Below are 17,283 nucleotides of genomic sequence, written 5' to 3'. Positions count from 1 at the left end.
GCGCCGGCCCACCCCCCTCACCCCAACGCAGAAGGCTTCGCACTGTGAGACAGCCCTCCCCTGCCCCTCTGGAGCCCGCCGACAAGAACTGGTGGCGGGATGCCGCCATCTACCAGGTCTACGTACGCAGCTTCGCCGACGGTGACGGTGACGGCACCGGTGATCTCGCGGGTGTACGGGCCAAGCTGCCGTATCTCGTGGAACTGGGCGTGGACGCCCTCTGGTTCACCCCGTGGTACCTCTCCCCGCTCGCCGACGGCGGCTACGACGTCGCGGACTACCGCACCATCGACCCGGCGTTCGGCACCCTCGCGGAGGCCGAGAAGCTCATCGCCGAGGCCCGTGAGCGGGGCATCCGTACGATCATCGATGTCGTGCCCAACCATGTCTCCGACCAGCACGCCTGGTTCAAGGCGGCGGTGGCGGCGGGCCCCGGCAGCCCCGAGCGCGAACTGTTCCACTTCAGGACGGGGCGCGGCGAGCACGGTGAGATCCCGCCCAACGACTGGACCTCCGAGTTCGGCGGCACGCCCTGGACCCGGCTCGACGACGGCGAGTGGTACCTCCATCTCTTCGCGTCCGAGCAGCCCGACCTCAACTGGGCCCATCCCGCGGTACGCCAGGAGCACGAGGACGTGCTGCGCTTCTGGTTCGAACGCGGGGTCGCCGGTGTCCGGATCGACTCGGCCGCGCTGCCCGCCAAGGACCCGGCCCTGCCCGACTTCACCGCCGGGCGCGACCCGCACCCCTATGTCGACCGGGACGAACTGCACGACATCTACCGGTCGTGGCGTGCCATCGCCGACGAGTACGACGCGATCTTCGTCGGTGAGGTGTGGCTGCCGGACACCGAGCGCTTCGTACGGTACCTGCGCCCCGACGAGCTGCACACCGCGTTCAACTTCACCTTCCTGGCCTGTCCCTGGGACCCGGACCTGCTGCGCTCCGCGATCGACACCACGGTCGCCGAGCACGCCCCGGTCGGCGCCCCCGCCACCTGGGTGCTCTGCAACCACGATGTGACCCGTACCGTCACCCGGTACGGACGCGAGGCCACCGGCTTCGACTTCGCGGCGAAGGCGTTCGGCACCCCGACCGACACGGAGCTGGGCACCCGGCGGGCCCGTGCCGCCGCGCTGCTCTCCCTGGCCCTCCCGGGCGCCGTCTATCTCTACCAGGGCGAGGAGCTGGGGCTGCCCGAGGTGGACATCCCGCTCGACCGGATCCAGGACCCGATGCACTTCCGTTCGGGCGGTACGGACCCGGGCCGCGACGGGTGCCGGGTGCCGCTGCCGTGGACCGCGGATGCGCCGTACGCGGGCTTCGGCTCGGAGAGCGAACCCTGGCTTCCGCAGCCGGAGGCCTGGTCCACCTACGCGGCCGATCTCCAGGAGGCGGACCCCGGCTCCATGCTCACGCTGTACCGCGCGGCCCTGCGGCTGCGCCGTACGGCACCGGGCTTCGGGGACGGACCGATGAGCTGGCTGGAGGCGGCCCCGGGGGTGCTGGCCTTCAGCCGTACGGACGGGCTGATCTGCGTGGTCAACCTCGGCGAGGAGCCGGCCGAGCTCCCGGCGCACAGCGGTGTCCTGCTGCTCAGCGGCCCCGTGGCCGACGACGGCCGGCTGCCGCGCGACACGGCGGCCTGGCTCCGGGCCTGAGCCCGGTCCCCGGCCGCTCCGGCCGGGGACGTACGCGGCTGGCGCCCGGCCGTACCTGAACCGGGCGGGCGTCAGCAGCCGGCCGGTGCCCGGACGGGACCCCGGGCCCGGCCGGACCCCTGCCCGCACGCGGTCGCCCCGGCCATGGCGTCGCCGGGCGGCCACGGCCGGGCGCCCGCGCCGCCCCCGGCCCGTAGCCGCGGGTGTCCGGGGCTATGGGCCGGCCCGCCGCCGACACCCGTCGGCATCCGCGGACGGCCGGCGTCCGCAGGCGGGCTGGTGTCCGCACGAGACCGGTGTCCGGTGTCCGGGACGTCCGGGTATCCGCGCCGGGGGGCGCGGATACCGGGCGAGCCCGGTGCCTGGCCCGGTCGTCCTGGCCCGGTCGTCCCGGCCCCGTGGCACGCGCTCCTCCTGCCCGGTCTCCCGTCCGTCCGTGGATCCGTCCGCTCAGAGCCTCCCCGCTCCGGGCGGATCCCTCGGCGGGCGGGGGCCGTTGTACCGGCCGCTCGGGCGCAGCCTGAGCGGGGGCTCCCCGTACTCCTCCAGCGCGTGGGCGATCCAGCCCGCCGTACGGGCCACGGCGAACACCGTCTCACCCGCCTCGGCCGGCATCCCGGCGGCCACCGAGAGCACCGCGAGCGCCAGATCGACATTGGCGTACAGACGCACATGGTGGGCGGTGGTCGCCTCCACCTCCCGAGCCGCCGTCAGCACGGGACCGGCCCCCGGCAGCTCCCGCACCACGGTGAACAGCGCCTCGGCGCGCGGATCCCGGCCCGGATAGAGCCGGTGGCCGAGCCCCGGCACCTGGCGGCCCGACCGGAGGTGGTCCGCCACCACGGCGCCGGCGCTGCCGCGCTCCAGGACCTCGGTGAGCATCCGGTGGGCCGGACCGCTCGCCGCGCCGTGCAGCGGTCCCTCCAGCGGCCGCCTGTCTGGCCGGTGCGGTCGGGGCGCTCTCGGGACCCCTGCACGGCGGGGCGCCGAGCCGGGCCCTGGACACGCTGGACGCCATCGGCACCGTGGACCGGATCGACCCCTGGATCAGGGAACGGGTCCTGGCGGGGGACCGGGTCATGGGGTTCGGGCATCCCGTCTACCGCACCGAGGATCCGCGCTCGCGCATGCTGCGGGAGATCGCCGGGGGATTCGGCGGACCGCTGGTGGACTTCGCCGTCCAGGTCGAGGCCCGGGTCGAGGCGATCCTCGCCGAGCTGAAGCCGGGCCGTGAGCTGCACACCAATGTGGAGTTCTACGCGGGCGTGGTCATGGAGCTGTGCGGGCTGCCGCGCGCGATGTTCACGCCGACCTTCGCCGCGGCCCGGGTGGTCGGCTGGAGCGCCCATATCCTTGAGCAGGCGGAGGACTCCAAGATCATCCGCCCGGCGGCCCGTTACGCGGGACCGCCCCCGCCCCAGCCGGTCCCGGCCCGCTGAGCGGAACGGCACAGAACCGACGCGGCACGGAGGCGCATTCGTGAGCAGGCAGCAGATCCCGGTGGTGGTCCTCACCGGCTTTCTGGGATCCGGCAAGACGACCCTGCTCAACCACCTGCTGCGCCGCCGCGCGGGCCGGCGCATCGCGGTGGTCGTCAATGACTTCGGCGCCATCGAGATCGACACCATGACGGTCGCCGGACAGGTCGGTTCGACGGTCTCGCTCGGCAACGGCTGTCTGTGCTGCGCCGTCGACGCGAGCGAACTCGACACCTATCTGGAGCGGCTCAGCCGGCCCGCCGCCCGGATCGACATCATCGTCATCGAGGCCAGCGGACTGGCCGAACCGCAGGAACTCGTCCGGATGATCCTCGCCGGGGACCATCCGGGCACGGTGTACGGGGGACTCGTCCAGGTCGTCGACGCGGCCGAGTTCGACGCCACCCGGGAGCGTCACCCCGAGATCGAGCGCCATCTCGCGCTCGCCGATCTCGTGGTCCTGAACAAGACCGACCGGGTGGCGGAGCCGGAGCGGCGGCGCGTCCTGGCCGCCCTCGGCGAACTCGCGCCCGGGACACCGGTGGTCCCCGCCTCGTACGGCCGGATCGACCCGGAGCTGCTGTTCGACCCGGCCGTCGTGCCGCTGGAGGAGGAGAAGGCCCGTCAGCTCTCCTTCGAGGACCTGTACGCCGAGGAGGAACCGCACGAGGACGCCGGCACCGGGCACGACGGCCATCTCCACGCCGCGTACGACAGCGTCTCGTACACCGCGCGGGCCCCGATGAACCCCCGTCGGCTCATGGAGTTCCTGGACTCCCGGCCAGAAGGGCTCTACCGGATCAAGGGTTTCGTGGACTTCGGCGCGTTCGATCCGGCCAACCGCTACGCCCTGCACGCGGTCGGCCGGTTCCTGCGCTTCCACCCGGCGCCCTGGTCGCGCGGGGAGGACCGCCTCACCCAGCTCGTGCTGATCGGCTCCGGCATCGACCGCGACGCGCTGCTCAAGGAGCTGGCGGCGTGCGAGGAGACGGGTGCGCGGGACGCCCCCGTCGACGACCGGGGGATGTGGGGCGTCCTGCGGTACGTGCCGGACCCGTCAGGACCCGGTCCCGAGGCCGGACCCGACGCCGGCGCCGAGCCCGACGCGGGGATCCGGACCGGCCCCGGACCCGGGCCCGAGCCCGAAGGCCCGGACCCGGACGGGCAGTAGCGGCGGCAGGGGGCGCCGCGGAGGGCGCCCCGCCACCGTCAGTGCGCGGGCCCGGCCAGCGCCTCGACCGCTTCCGTGAACGGTGTCCCCGAACCGTCGCGGCGCGGGTCCGGCTCCGGCAGCTCCACCGGAGCGCCGTTCTTCTGCGCCGCGCGCGCCGGGCTCGCCCCCGCCCAGGCCAGGGCCAGCATGTCCTCGCCCTTCAGGAACCGGTGACAGCGCACACCGCCCGTCGCCCTGCCCTTGCGGGGGTACTGGTCGAACGGCGTGAGCTTCGCCGTCCGCACCGAGTCGTCCAGCGTGCCGTCCGAGCCGGTGACCGTGAAGACCACGGCGTCCGCCGCCGGATCCACCGCCGTGAACGAGATCACCGCGGCGCCCTCGGCCAGCTTGATCCCGGTCATACCGCCCGCCGGCCGGCCCTGCGGCCGCACCTGCGAGGCCTGGTAGCGCAGCAGTTGGGCGTCGGAGGTGATGAAGACCAGATCCTCCTCGCCCGTGCGCAGCTCCGCGCCGCCGACGATACGGTCACCCTCCTTGAGGGTGATGACCTCCAACTCGTCCTTGTTGGCCGGGTAGTCGGGGACCACCCGCTTGACCACGCCCTGGAGCGTGCCCAGCGCGAGGCCCGGGGACGACTCGTCGAGCGTGGTCAGACAGACCAGCTCCTCGTCCGCCTCCAGCGCGAGGAACTCCGAGACCGGGGCCCCGCCCGACAGATTGGGCGCCGAGGCGGTGTCCGGGAGCTGCGGCAGATCGATCACCGAGATCCGCAGCAGCCGTCCGGCCGAGGTCACCGCGCCGACATCGCCGCGCGCCGTCGCGGGCACGGCCGAGAGGATCACATCGTGCTTGACGCGCCTGCCGTCGCCGCCCTCCAGCGGCTCGCCGTTGGCCGTACGGGCCAGCAGACCGGTCGAGGAGAACAGCACCCGGCATGGGTCGTCCGCCACCTCCAGCGGCACCGCCGCCACCGAGGAACCGGCCGACTCCAGCAGCACCGTGCGCCGCGGGGTGCCGAACTTCTTCGCCACCGCGGCCAGTTCGGAGGAGACCAGCTTGCGCAGCTCGGTGTCCGAGTCCAGGATCCCGGTCAGCTCGTCGATCTCGCCGTTGAGGCGGTCGCGCTCACTCTCCAGCTCGATCCGGTCGAAGCGGGTGAGCCGGCGCAGCGGGGTGTCCAGGATGTACTGCGTCTGGACGTCGCTGAGCGAGAAGTGCTCGATCAGCCGCTCCTTGGCCTGCGCCGAGTTGTCGCTGGACCGGATCAGCCGGATGACCTCGTCGATGTCGATCAGCGCGACGAGCAGGCCCTCGACGAGATGCAGCCGGTCGCGCCGCTTGGTGCGCCGGAACTCGCTGCGGCGGCGCACCACCGTGAACCGGTGGTCCAGATAGACCTCCAGCAGCTCCTTCAGCCCCAGCGTCAGCGGCTGGCCGTCGACCAGCGCCACATTGTTGATACCGAAGGACTCCTCCATCGGCGTCAGCTTGTAGAGCTGCTCCAGCACCGCCTCGGGCACGAAGCCGTTCTTGATCTCGATGACCAGTCGCAGCCCGTGCGAGCGGTCCGTGAGGTCCTTGACATCCGCGATGCCCAGCAGCTTCTTGGCGGAGACCAGGTCCTTGATCTTCGCGATCACCTTCTCGGGACCGACCGTGAAGGGGAGTTCCGTGATGACGAGGCCCTTGCGGCGCGGAGTGACGTCCTCCACCGTCGCGGTCGCCCGGATCTTGAAGGTGCCCCGCCCGTTCTCGTACGCGTCCTTGATCCCCGTCAGTCCGACGATCCGGCCACCGGTCGGCAGATCGGGACCCGGGACGAAACGCATCAGCGTCTCCAGGTCGGCGCTCGGGTGCTTGATCAGATGGCGGGCCGCCGCCACGACCTCGCCCAGATTGTGCGGCGGCATGTTCGTCGCCATACCGACGGCGATCCCGGAGGCGCCATTGACCAGGAGGTTGGGGTACGCGGCGGGAAGCGTGACCGGTTCTCGCTCCTGGCCGTCGTAATTCGGCTCGAAATCGACGGTGTCCTCGTCGATCGATTCCGTCATCAGTGACGTGGCGTCGGCCATCCGGCACTCGGTGTAACGCATCGCGGCCGGCGGATCGTCATTGCCGAGCGAACCGAAGTTGCCATGGCCGTCGACCAGCGGCAGCCGCATGGAGAACGGCTGTGCCATCCGGACCAGCGCGTCGTAGATCGACGCGTCGCCGTGCGGATGCAGCTTGCCCATCACCTCGCCGACGACACGCGCGCACTTCACATACCCGCGGTCGGGGCGCAGGCCCATCTCGTTCATCTGGTAGACGATGCGGCGGTGCACCGGCTTCATGCCGTCCCGGGCGTCCGGCAGGGCCCGGGAGTAGATCACCGAGTACGCGTACTCGAGGAAGGAGCCCTGCATTTCATCGACCACGTCGATGTCGAGGATCTTCTCCTCGAAGTCCTCCGGCGGCGGGGTCTTCGTGCTGCGGCGGGCCATCGCTGCTGCGGCTCCTTCACAGGTCCTGTACGGCAACTTCTCTAGCTGACGCCGACCATTGTGGACCGAGCCGCTGACAACGCCGACCTCGACCCGTCGTTGACGGTCCGGCGACGGGGCGCGGCGAGCCCTCCGCGGGACGCCCGGCGGAGCCTTCGGCGGGGCTTCCCGCACGGGTGTGCCGCACGGGAACTTCGCCAGGTGTCGGCACGCTTGCATACAGTGGCAGGACTTCTCCATATCGCGATCGAAGGGACGTACATGCCCATGGGTCACACGGCCACAGCGCAGGCCGGTTCCGGCGGCCTGACAGCGACTGAGCACCGCCTGGCCAACGGCCTGCGCGTGGTGCTCTCCGAGGACCACCTGACCCCGGTCGCCGCGGTCTGCCTCTGGTACGACGTCGGCTCACGCCATGAAGTCAAGGGCCGTACGGGACTCGCCCACCTCTTCGAGCATCTGATGTTCCAGGGGTCGGCCCAGGTGAAGGGGAACGGCCACTTCGAGCTGGTGCAGGGCGCCGGCGGTTCGCTGAACGGCACCACCAGCTTCGAGCGCACCAACTATTTCGAGACCATGCCCACCCACCAGCTGGAGCTGGCGCTCTGGCTGGAGGCCGACCGGATGGGCTCGCTGCTCGCCGCGCTCGACGAGGAGTCCATGGAGAACCAGCGGGACGTCGTCAAGAACGAGCGACGCCAGCGGTACGACAATGTGCCGTACGGTACGGCCTTCGAGCGGCTGACGGCGCTCGCCTACCCCGAGGGGCACCCGTACCACCACACCCCGATCGGCTCGATGGCCGACCTGGACGCGGCGACCCTGGAGGACGCCCGCGCGTTCTTCCGCACGAACTACGCGCCGAACAACGCGGTGCTCTCGGTCGTCGGTGACATCGACCCCGAGCAGACGCTCGCCTGGGTCGAGAAGTACTTCGGCTCCATCCCGTCCCACGACGGCAAGCAGCCGCCGCGCGACGGCACGCTGCCGGACATCATCGGCGAGGAGCTGCGCCAGGAGGTCCACGAGGAGGTCCCGGCGCGCGCGCTGATGGCCGCCTACCGGCTGCCCCACGACGGCACCCGCGAGTGCGACGCCGCCGATCTGGCGCTCACCGTCCTCGGCGGCGGCGAGTCCTCCCGGCTGCACAACCGGCTGGTGCGCCGGGACAGGACCGCGGTCGCGGCCGGCTTCGGACTGCTGCGCCTGGCGGGCGCCCCCTCCCTCGGCTGGCTCGATGTGAAGACCTCCGGCGGGGTCGAGGTCCCGCAGATCGAGGCCGCCGTCGACGAGGAGCTGGCCCGGCTCGCCGCCGAGGGCCCCACCGCCGAGGAGATGGAGCGGGCCCAGGCCCAGCTCGAACGCGAGTGGCTGGACCGGCTGGGCACGGTCGCCGGCCGCGCCGACGAGCTGTGCAGGTTCGCCGTGCTCTTCGGTGACCCGCAGCTCGCGCTGACCGCCGTCACGCGCGTGCTGGACATCACCGCCGACGAGGTGCGGGCCGTCGCCGCCGCGCGGCTGCGCCCCGACAACCGGGCGGTGCTGGTGTACGAACCGCTCGCCTCCGAGGACGCCGCAGACGCGGCGCACACGGCCGGCGACGAGACCGACGAGCACGAGGGGACGGACCAGTGAGCGACGCTGCCGTGACCATGGACTTCCATCCGCAGCCGACCGCCGGCGAGGCCAGGCCCTGGGCGTTCCCCGCCCCCCGGCGCGGTGCGCTGGACAACGGCCTGACGGTGCTGCGCTGCGACCGCCCGGGACAGCAGGTGGTGGCCGTCGAGATCAACCTCGACGCCCCGCTGGACGCCGAGCCCGAGGGCCTCGACGGGGTCGCCACGATCATGGCGCGGGCGTTCTCCGAGGGCACCGACAAGCACAGCGCGGAGGACTTCGCCGCCGAGCTGGAGCGCTGCGGAGCCACCCTCGACGCGCACGCCGACCACCCGGGGGTACGGATCTCCCTGGAGGTTCCGGTCTCCCGGCTGCCCAAGGCGCTCGGCCTGCTCGCCGAGGCACTGCGCGCCCCCGCCTTCGCGGACAGCGAGGTCGAGCGGCTGGTGCGCAACCGGCTCGACGAGATCCCGCACGAGACCGCCAACCCGGGCCGCCGCGCCGCCAAGCAGCTCTCCAAGGAGCTGTTCCCCGCCTCCTCCCGGATGTCCCGGCCGCGCCAGGGCACCGAGGAGACGGTGGAGCGTATCGACGCCTCGGCCGTCCGCGCCTTCTACGAGGCGCATGTGCGGCCCGCCACGGCCACCGCCGTGGTCGTCGGCGATCTCACCGGCGTCGATCTGGACGAGGTGCTCGCGGAGACCCTCGGCACCTGGACCGGCGACACCGCCGAGCCCCGCCCCGTACCGCCCGTGACCGCCGACGACACCGGCCGCGTGATCATCGTGGACCGGCCGGGGGCGGTCCAGACGCAGCTTCTGATCGGCCGGATCGGGCCCGACCGGCACGACCGGGTCTGGCCCGCGCAGGTGCTCGGCACCTACTGCCTGGGCGGCACGCTGACCTCCCGGCTCGACCGGGTGCTGCGCGAGGAGAAGGGCTACACCTACGGCGTGCGCGCCTTCGGGCAGGTGCTGCGCTCCTCCGCGCCCTCGGAGCCGGGCGGGCCGGCGGGGGCCGCGATGCTCGCCATCAGCGGCTCCGTGGACACCGCGTCCACGGGCCCGGCGCTGGACGACCTCTGGAAGGTGCTGCGCACCCTCGCGGCCGAGGGCCTCACGGACGCCGAGCGCGATGTGGCCGTGCAGAACCTGGTGGGGGTGGCGCCGCTGAAGTACGAGACGGCCGCGTCCGTCGCGGCGACGCTGGCCGACCAGGTCGAGCAGCATCTCCCGGACGACTTCCAGGCGCGGCTGTACGCACGCCTGGCCGAGACGGGCACGGTCGAGGCGACGGCCGCGGCCGTCAGCGCCTTCCCGGTGGACCGGCTCGTCACCGTGCTCGTCGGGGACGCCGAGCAGATCAAGGAGCCGGTCACGGCGCTCGGAATCGGCGACGTGACGGTCGTCTCCGGCTGACGCTCCCGGCCGCCGCTCGCGGTGACCCGGTTGATCCGCCCGGTAGTCCGGTAGTCCGGTAGTCCGGTAAGCCAGGCAGCCGGATAAGCCGACAACCCCGGCCGCCCGACAACCCGGCAAAGAGAATCCTTCTGTGAGACAAACCCCGGCGACAACGGTCGCCGGGGTTTCCTCATATGTCCGCTTTAGTGCGGAGGTTGCCTGTCTGCCCTGTGGTGTGCGCTACAAAACGCCCTGTCCATTTGGTGATTGAAAGACGAGCCGCTTAGCGTCGGTCCGGCTGTTCGCCAGTACCCCGCCGCGACCGCGGCACCGGACAGTCATCGCCGAGTCCCCGTCAGGCGCGAGCCCGGGGAGCCGGGGACCCACACGCAGTCCCCGGGGTGAATCGGACGCCTCGGCGCACACCCGCGCGGAGGGGCCCGTAGGAGACCTTCCTTGCTCCGAACCCGTCAGCTGACCCGGTAGGCGAGAAGGAAGGAAAGGATCAACCGCTCTATGGCGTTCACCCGTGCCACCGGGAAGCACCGTGCCCGCAGCCGCCGGACCCGCAGGGGCATGAGCGCCGCCGGCGCCGCGACGCTCACCGCGACCGGTGTCCTCGGCGCCCTGGCCGCCCCGGCGCATGCCGCCGGGCCGGACACCCGGGCCGCGGGCCGGCCAGGACTGGCCCAGGCCCTGGTCGTCGGAGACTCGCTCGCCGACGCGATCGACGCCCAGGCGGCGGCCCAGCGACACGCCGCCGCGCGGGCCAGGGCGAAGGCCACGGCCCACCGCGCGGCCGAGGCCCGCGCCAAGGAGATCCGCGCGGAGAAGCAGCGCGCGGCCCGCGCCGCCGAGCGCCGGCGCCTGGCCGCCTTCCGGCTCCCCGTGGCCGGCTCGTACGTGACCACCGGCTACCGGACCGGCGGCTCGCTCTGGTCCTCAGGCAGCCACTCGGGTGTCGACTTCCACGCCGCCTCCGGCACCCCCGTCGTGGCCGTCGGCGCGGGCACCGTCGTCGAGGCCGGCTGGGGCGGCTCGTACGGCAACAACATCGTGCTCAGGATGAACGACGGCACCTACACCCAGTACGGTCATCTCTCCTCGATCGCCGTGTCCGCCGGGCGGACCGTCGTCCCGGGACAGCGCATCGGTCTCTCCGGCGCGAGCGGCAACGCGACCGGACCGCATCTCCACTTCGAGGCCAGGACGGGCCCGGAGTACGGCTCCGACATGGACCCCGTGGCCTATCTGCGCGCGCACGGTGTGAACGTCTGACCGAAGCCCCCGCTGGCCAAAAGATATCTATTGATTCCGGGCACCCATCGGAAATCCGCGTTGATTGCAATAGAGTCACGGAACAGGCGTCGATCGGCAGCGTTTCGCGCGGATTAAGTCGGAGGTTCGGACATGCGCATTCCCGCGCACTCGGTATGCACGGCGATCCGCGACGACATTGTCTCCGGTGTATTCGAACGGGGCAGCCGGCTCACCGAGGAGCAGTTGGCCCGGCGCTACGGCGTCTCCCGGGTCCCGGTGCGAGAGGCCCTGCGCACGCTGGAGTCCGAGGGCTTCGTGACCACCCGCCGCCATGTCGGCGCGTGTGTGGCCGAGCCCACGGACCAGGAGGCGGCCGATCTCCTGGAGGTGCGGCAGCTCCTGGAGCCGCTCGGCGCGGCACGCGCGGCCCAGCGCCGTACGGAGGCCCATCTCAAGGTGCTCCGTGGCCTGGTCAGACTGGGGCAGGAGCGGGCCAGGCGGGGCCAGGGCGAGGATCTGCGCTCGCTCGGCGCCTGGTTCCACGAGACCCTCGCCCAGGCGTCGGGGAGCCCGGCGCTCACCGCCCCGCTCACCCAGCTCCGGCACAAGATCGCCTGGATGTATGTGGTCGACCAGCCCGCGCATCCCGTGGAGTCCTGGGCGGAGCACGGCGCGATCGTGGACGCGGTGGCGCGCGGCGACGCGGAGCGCGCGCGGTCCCTGACCGCCCTGCACGCGGAGCGTACGGCGGCTGTGCACCGGCTGCGCCGTACCGAGCGCGGCCGGGAAAAGGTGAGGGTTTCGCAACATGCCGTAAACACCGCGAGTGCTCGCACTTAACATTCTCGCCGTATACAAAGAAATGAAAAAGAGCGACCTATTCTTCGCTGCCCGCATGCAAAGAACGAGCCGCGGTGCGCTGAATTCAGCACACCGCGGCTTCGTCGTGCGGAATAGCGGCCGACGGTTCGGCGGCTGCCGGACCGTGGGGCCGTCCGTACGTTCAGACCGTCTCGGGCAGCTCGTCCAGGCCCTCGGCGACCAGCTTCGCCAGCCGGTCCAGAGCGGCGTCCGCGCCGTCCGCGCCGGAGGCCAGTACGACCTCCTCACCGCCCCGCGCGCCCAGCCCGAGGACGGCGAGCATCGACGCGGCGTTGACGGGGCTGCCGCCGGCCTTCGCGATCGTCACGGGGACGCCGGCGGCCGTGGCGGCACGGACGAAGATGGACGCGGGACGGGCGTGCAGCCCCTCGGCCCAGCCGACATTGACGCGGCGCTCAGCCATGGTGTTGCCCTTCAAGTCTCAAAAGTCTGAAAAACGGTGTCCGGCCCAGGCTCTCATGGTGCGCCGAGTGCCCCCGTCCCGGGCCCGGCGGGCCCCCGCCGCCGTAGGCTTTGGCCATGGAGACGCCGCCGGACCATGCGTACCCCGGTCACTGGGAAGCGGACGTGGTGCTGCGGGACGGGGGCACCGCCCGGATCAGGCCCATCACCACCGACGACGCGGAGCGGCTGGTCAGCTTCTACGAGCAGGTGTCCGACGAGTCGAAGTACTACCGGTTCTTCGCCCCCTACCCGCGCCTCTCCGCGAAGGACGTCCACCGGTTCACCCACCACGACTATGTGGACCGGGTGGGGCTCGCGGTGACGGTGGGCGGCGAGTTCATCGCGACCGTACGGTACGACCGCATCGACGACCGGGGAGGGCCCGCGTCCGCGCCCGCCGACGAGGCGGAGGTCGCGTTTCTCGTCCAGGACGCGCATCAGGGGCGCGGGGTCGCCTCCGCCCTGCTCGAACACATCGCGGCGGTCGCCCGCGAGCGGGGGATCCGGCGCTTCGCGGCGGAGGTGCTGCCCGCCAACACCAAGATGATCAAGGTGTTCCGGGACGCCGGGTACACCCAGAAACGCAGCTTCGAGGACGGCTCCGTACGGCTCACGCTCGATCTCGAACCGACCGCGGAGTCGCTGGCGGTCCAGCGGGGCCGTGAGCAGCGGGCGGAGGCCCGATCGGTGCAGCGGCTGCTCGCGCCGGGCTCGGTCGCCGTCGTCGGCACCGGGCGCGCGCCCGGCGGGGTCGGCCGGACGGTCCTGCGGAATCTGCTCGCCGGGGGCTTCACCGGCCGGGTGTACGCGGTGAACCGGGCCTTCGGCGAGGACAGGACCGAGTGCGACGGGGTCCCCGCCGTGCAGGCCGTCGCCCGGATCGGTGAACCGGTCGATCTCGCGGTGGTGGCCGTACCCGCCGAACGGGTGCCCGAGGCGGTCGCGGACTGCGGTGAACACGGCGTACGGGGGCTGGTGGTCCTCTCCGCCGGCTACGCGGAGAGCGGCCCCGAGGGCAGGGAGCGGCAGCGCGCGCTGGTCCGGCAGGCCCGTTCGTACGGCATGCGGATCATCGGACCGAACGCCTTCGGGATCATCAACACCGCCGGTGCCGTACGGCTGAACGCGTCGCTCGCGCCCCAGCCGCCCGAGCGGGGGCGCATCGGCCTCTTCACCCAGTCGGGCGCGATCGGGATCGCGCTGCTCTCCGGACTCCACCGGCGCGGCGCGGGCCTGTCGTCCTTCGTCTCCGCGGGCAACCGCGCGGACGTCTCGGGCAACGACATCCTCCAGTACTGGTACGAGGACCCGGACACCGATGTCGCCCTGCTCTATCTCGAATCGATCGGCAATCCGCGCAAGTTCACCCGGCTCGCCCGGCGCACAGCGGCGGTGAAGCCGATCGTGGTGGTCAAGGGCGCGCGCCACAGCGGCAGCACACCGCCGGGCCACGCGGTCCCGGTCACCCGTATCCCGGACGCGACGGTCTCGGCGCTGATGCGGCAGGCCGGGGTGATCCGGGTCGACACGGTCACCGAACTGGTCGACGCGGGGCTGCTGCTGGCCCACCAGCCGCTGCCGGCGGGGCCGCGCGTCGCGATCCTCGGCAACTCCGAGTCGCTCGGCCTGCTCACCTATGACGCCTGCCTCACCGAGGGCCTGCGCCCGCTCCCGCCCAGGGACCTCACGACGGCGGCGACCCCGACGGACTTCCGGGTGGCGCTCTTGGACGCCCTCTCCGACGACGCGTGCGACGCGGTCGTGGTGACCGCGATCCCGCACGTGGGGGAGACGGGCACGCTCGACCCCACCAACGGGGGCGCGCTGGGCAGCGCCCTCCGGGAAGCGGCGGCCGACGCGCCGTCGAAGCCGGTGGCGGTGGTCCATGTGGAGATCGGCGGCCTCCTGGAAGCCCTCGTACCCGCGCCGGCCCCCGCCCCGAACGGCGCCGCCACCCGCCCCGCGGCCCCCGAAGGCGCGGCCCCCGGCGCAACGCCCGGTCCGCCGTCCGCGGCTCCCGGCTCCGTGGCTCCGGCCTCCCCGGCTCCCGCGTCGGCCGGCCCGGCGGGGCCCTCAGGCGTGTGCGGGAGCGGGCCGGAGAGCCCCGGGGCCGGTGCGCGGATTCCCGCGTACCCCGCCGCCGAGCGGGCCGTACGGGCGCTGGCCGAGGCCGTACGGTACGCACGGTGGCGGCGGGAGGCCGGGCAGCCCGGGAAGGTCCCCGAGTCCCTCGACGACGTCATCGACCAGGTCGGGGCGGCCGCCCTGATCGACCGGCTGCTCGGCGAGGGCGCCGATCCGCGCGGGACGCGGCTCGCCCCCGCCGACGCGCACGAGCTGCTCGCCCTGTACGGCGTCTCCGTACGGCCCACGCTGCCCGCGCCCGACGCGGACTCCGCCGCGGGCGCCGCCGCCCGGCTCGGCTACCCCGTCGCGCTGAAGACGACCGCGCCGCATCTACGCCACCGCGCCGACCTCGGCGGCGTACGGCTCGACCTCGCCGACGAGGCACAACTGCGCCTCGCCTACCGCGAGCTGACCGAAGCGCTCGGCGGCCCCGACGAGCTGAAGCCCGTCGTCCAGGCGATGGTCCCGCGCGGGGTGGACACCGTCGTACGCGCCGCCATCGACGCGGCCGCCGGGGCCGTCCTCTCCTTCGGACTGGCCGGCGCGCCCTCCGAACTGCTCGGCGACCTCGCCCACCGGCTCGTACCCGCCACCGACCGCGACGCGGCCGATCTGATCCGCTCCATCAGGACGGCCCCCCTGCTGTTCGGCTGGCGCGGCTCCACCCCCGTCGACACCCCTGCCCTGGAGGAGCTGCTCCTGCGGGTGTCCCGGCTGGTGGACGACCACCCCGAGATCGTCTCCGTCACCCTGGAACCCGTCGTCGTCGCCACCCACGGGCTCTCCGTCCTCGACGCGAGCGTCCGCCTCGCCCCGCCGCCCGCCCGCGACGATCTCGGCCCGCGCAGGCTCCCCAGTTACTGAGGAGTCCCGGAAGTTACCGAGGAGTCCCCGGAACGTACGGGGCCTCCGGGGCGTCTCCGGCAGCCATCCGGCCCCCGTAGGATGGAGCCCATGGCGAAGACCGGTACGACGACCCAGGGGCTGCGCACGGCGATCGAGCGCAGCGGCTACTACCCGGCTCTCGTGGCCGAAGCGGTGGAGGCCGCTGTCGGCGGTGAGCAGATCGCGTCGTACGTGGTGCACCAGGAGACCACCTTCGACGCCAACGAGGTGCGCCGGCATGTCACCGTCCTCGTCCTGACCGCGCACCGTTTCATCGTCAGCCACACCGACGAGCAGACCGCCGACACCACGTCCCCGACCCCGTACGCCACCACCTCCACCGAGTCGGTCAAGCTCGACCGGATCTCGTCCGTGGTGGTCAGCAGGGTCGTCGCCAACCCGGAGTCGTACACCCCCGGCAGTCTGCCGCGCGAGGTCGTCCTCACCATCGGCTGGGGCGCCGTCTCCCGGATCGACCTGGAGCCCGCCGCCTGCGGCGACCCCAACTGCGAGGCGGACCACGGCTACACCGGCAGCTCCACCGCCGACGATCTGAGCCTGCGGGTCAGCGAGGCGGGCGACGGCCCCGACACCGTCCGTCAGACGCTCGCGTTCGCCCAGGCGCTCTCCGAAGCCACCGCCGCCACCGCGGCCCCCGGCCGCTGATGGCCGCCGAAGCCCTCTGGCAGGACCCCGTCCCGCTCGCCCTCGGCTCCGCGCCGCTGCCCGAGTACGGCACGGGCTCGCTCGCCGATCTGCTGCCCACCCTCGCCGCCGGCCAGGGCGTACCGGATCTGACCGCGGCCATCCCCGAGCTGACCCCGGCCGACCGGAACTGCGTCTTTCTGATCGACGGCCTCGGCTGGGAACAGCTCAGGGCCCACCCGGACGAGGCCCCGTATCTGACCTCGCTGCTCGGCACCTCCCGCGGTTCCACCGGCCGTCCCCTCACCACCTGCTTCCCCGCCACCACCGCGACCTCCCTCGCCTCCGTCGGCACGGGTCTGCCGCCCGCCGCGCACGGACTGCCCGGCTACACCGTGCGCGACCCCGCGACCGGCGCCCTGATGAACCAGCTCCGCTGGAAGCCCTGGACCGCGCCGGAGATCTGGCAGCCGTACCCCACGGTCTTCGGGCTCGCCGACGCGGCCGGTGTCCATACGGCCCAGGTGTCCTCCCCGACCTTCGAGAACACCCCGCTCACCAAGGTGGCGCTGAGCGGCGGTACCTTCCACGGCCGGCTCTCCGGCGAGGACCGGATGGACCTGGCCGCCGAGCAGCTCGCCGCGGGGGACCGGTCGCTGGTCTACACGTACTACAGCGAGGTCGACGGCAACGGCCATCGCTTCGGTGTGGACTCCGACGCCTGGCGCGGCCAGCTCATGTATGTCGACCGGCTCGTACAGCGTCTCGCCGAGCGGCTCCCGCCCCGTGCCGCGCTCTATGTGACCGCCGACCACGGCATGATCGACATCCCCTTCGACGAGGAGTCGCGCATCGACTTCGACGAGGACTGGGAGCTGCGCGCCGGGGTGGCCCTGCTCGGCGGCGAGGGACGGGCCCGCCATGTCTACGCCGTGCCGGGCGCCGAGTCCGATGTCCTCGCCGTCTGGCGCGAGGTGCTCGGTGACCGGTTCTGGGTGGCGAGCCGGGACGAGGCGGTCGCCGGGGGCTGGTTCGGGCCGCCCGGTACGGTGGACGAGCGGGTGTACGGCAGGATCGGCGATGTCGTCGCCGCGGCCCACGACGATGTGGTGATCACCGCCTCCGTCCAGGAGCCGCACGAGTCGGCGATGGTCGGGATGCACGGCTCGATGACCCCCGTCGAGCAGCTCGTGCCCCTCCTCGAAGTACGCTCCTAGACGCTTC

General features: G+C 72.6%; 11 protein-coding genes, 2 pseudogenes and 1 riboswitch. Of the genes and pseudogenes, 10 read left to right on the top strand and 3 right to left on the bottom strand.

The features are described from left to right. The first annotated feature begins 44 nt into the window (after nt 1-44). A complete protein-coding gene (locus tag ACFYYH_RS28925) occupies nt 45-1,661 on the top strand; it encodes a glycoside hydrolase family 13 protein (protein ID WP_388556975.1) in 1,617 nt (538 codons plus the stop codon). A gap of 450 nt (nt 1,662-2,111) precedes the next feature. Here the strand turns inward: ACFYYH_RS28925 and ACFYYH_RS28920 are convergent. Continuing rightward, nucleotides 2,112-2,588, bottom strand: a pseudogene (locus ACFYYH_RS28920) (citrate/2-methylcitrate synthase); the annotation flags it as partial. A gap of 2 nt (nt 2,589-2,590) precedes the next feature. On the opposite strand from ACFYYH_RS28920, the pseudogene ACFYYH_RS28915 reads away from it, so the two are divergent. Further along, nucleotides 2,591-3,100: pseudogene (locus ACFYYH_RS28915) on the top strand (citrate/2-methylcitrate synthase); the annotation flags it as partial. A gap of 40 nt (nt 3,101-3,140) precedes the next feature. Beyond that, a complete protein-coding gene (locus ACFYYH_RS28910) occupies nt 3,141-4,310 on the top strand; it encodes a CobW family GTP-binding protein (RefSeq protein ID WP_388556972.1) in 1,170 nt (389 codons plus the stop codon). 38 nt (nt 4,311-4,348) lie between these two features. Here the strand turns inward: ACFYYH_RS28910 and ACFYYH_RS28905 are convergent, their stop codons facing one another. Beyond that, entirely contained in the window at nt 4,349-6,799 is a 2,451-nt protein-coding gene (locus tag ACFYYH_RS28905; protein ID WP_388556970.1) for a DNA topoisomerase (ATP-hydrolyzing) subunit A, read from the bottom strand. Nucleotides 6,800-7,060: 261 nt separating this feature from the next. On the opposite strand from ACFYYH_RS28905, the gene ACFYYH_RS28900 reads away from it, so the two are divergent. The 4 genes from ACFYYH_RS28900 (at nt 7,061) to ACFYYH_RS28885 (ending at nt 11,916) form a co-directional block, all read left to right on the top strand. Then, the gene (locus ACFYYH_RS28900; RefSeq protein WP_388557178.1) at nt 7,061-8,434 is read left to right on the top strand and encodes a M16 family metallopeptidase; all 1,374 of its coding nucleotides are present in this window, start codon (nt 7,061-7,063) and stop codon (nt 8,432-8,434) included. Nucleotides 8,435-8,451: 17 nt separating this feature from the next. After that, a complete protein-coding gene (locus ACFYYH_RS28895) occupies nt 8,452-9,834 on the top strand; it encodes a M16 family metallopeptidase (RefSeq protein WP_388557175.1) in 1,383 nt (460 codons plus the stop codon). A gap of 314 nt (nt 9,835-10,148) precedes the next feature. Further along, nucleotides 10,149-10,319: riboswitch (cyclic di-AMP (ydaO/yuaA leader) on the top strand. Nucleotides 10,320-10,332: 13 nt separating this feature from the next. Next, nucleotides 10,333-11,094 (top strand): M23 family metallopeptidase, encoded by a 762-nt coding sequence (locus ACFYYH_RS28890; protein ID WP_388556967.1) that lies wholly within the window; start codon nt 10,333-10,335, stop codon nt 11,092-11,094. A 132-nt stretch (nt 11,095-11,226) separates the two neighbouring features. Further along, entirely contained in the window at nt 11,227-11,916 is a 690-nt protein-coding gene (locus tag ACFYYH_RS28885) for a GntR family transcriptional regulator (RefSeq protein ID WP_388556964.1), read from the top strand. Nucleotides 11,917-12,079: 163 nt separating this feature from the next. Here the strand turns inward: ACFYYH_RS28885 and ACFYYH_RS28880 are convergent, their stop codons facing one another. Then, a complete protein-coding gene (locus tag ACFYYH_RS28880; protein ID WP_388556961.1) occupies nt 12,080-12,361 on the bottom strand; it encodes an HPr family phosphocarrier protein in 282 nt (93 codons plus the stop codon). 116 nt (nt 12,362-12,477) lie between these two features. On the opposite strand from ACFYYH_RS28880, the gene ACFYYH_RS28875 reads away from it, so the two are divergent. The 3 genes from ACFYYH_RS28875 (at nt 12,478) to ACFYYH_RS28865 (ending at nt 17,276) form a co-directional block, all read left to right on the top strand. After that, nucleotides 12,478-15,393 (top strand): GNAT family N-acetyltransferase, encoded by a 2,916-nt coding sequence (locus tag ACFYYH_RS28875; protein WP_388556958.1) that lies wholly within the window; start codon nt 12,478-12,480, stop codon nt 15,391-15,393. Nucleotides 15,394-15,483: 90 nt separating this feature from the next. Next, entirely contained in the window at nt 15,484-16,080 is a 597-nt protein-coding gene (locus ACFYYH_RS28870; RefSeq protein ID WP_388556955.1) for a DUF5998 family protein, read from the top strand. Next, nucleotides 16,080-17,276: an alkaline phosphatase family protein gene (locus ACFYYH_RS28865; RefSeq protein WP_388556953.1), complete on the top strand. Its 1,197-nt coding sequence runs from the start codon at nt 16,080-16,082 to the stop codon at nt 17,274-17,276. The genes ACFYYH_RS28870 and ACFYYH_RS28865 overlap by 1 nt, the downstream gene beginning before the upstream one ends. Nucleotides 17,277-17,283 lie beyond the last annotated feature (7 nt).

Origin of the sequence: Streptomyces sp. NPDC002018, from assembly GCF_042890865.1 — a bacterium.
Lineage (GTDB): Bacteria > Actinomycetota > Actinomycetes > Streptomycetales > Streptomycetaceae > Streptomyces.
The sequence above is the reverse complement of the archived record's forward strand: the minus strand, read 5'-3'. Positions and strand labels throughout refer to the sequence as shown.

Bases quoted from the DNA above. Each gene is read 5' to 3' on its own strand.
- ACFYYH_RS28880 (WP_388556961.1), bottom strand. From the start codon at position 12,361: ATGGCTGAGCGCCGCGTCAATGTCGGCTGGGCCGAGGGGCTGCACGCC.
- ACFYYH_RS28890 (WP_388556967.1), top strand. From the start codon at position 10,333: ATGGCGTTCACCCGTGCCACCGGGAAGCACCGTGCCCGCAGCCGCCGG.
- ACFYYH_RS28895 (WP_388557175.1), top strand. From the start codon at position 8,452: ATGGACTTCCATCCGCAGCCGACCGCCGGCGAGGCCAGGCCCTGGGCG.
- ACFYYH_RS28875 (WP_388556958.1), top strand. From the start codon at position 12,478: ATGGAGACGCCGCCGGACCATGCGTACCCCGGTCACTGGGAAGCGGAC.
- ACFYYH_RS28905 (WP_388556970.1), bottom strand. From the start codon at position 6,799: ATGGCCCGCCGCAGCACGAAGACCCCGCCGCCGGAGGACTTCGAGGAG.
- ACFYYH_RS28900 (WP_388557178.1), top strand. From the start codon at position 7,061: ATGCCCATGGGTCACACGGCCACAGCGCAGGCCGGTTCCGGCGGCCTG.
- ACFYYH_RS28885 (WP_388556964.1), top strand. From the start codon at position 11,227: ATGCGCATTCCCGCGCACTCGGTATGCACGGCGATCCGCGACGACATT.
- ACFYYH_RS28870 (WP_388556955.1), top strand. From the start codon at position 15,484: ATGGCGAAGACCGGTACGACGACCCAGGGGCTGCGCACGGCGATCGAG.
- ACFYYH_RS28865 (WP_388556953.1), top strand. From the start codon at position 16,080: ATGGCCGCCGAAGCCCTCTGGCAGGACCCCGTCCCGCTCGCCCTCGGC.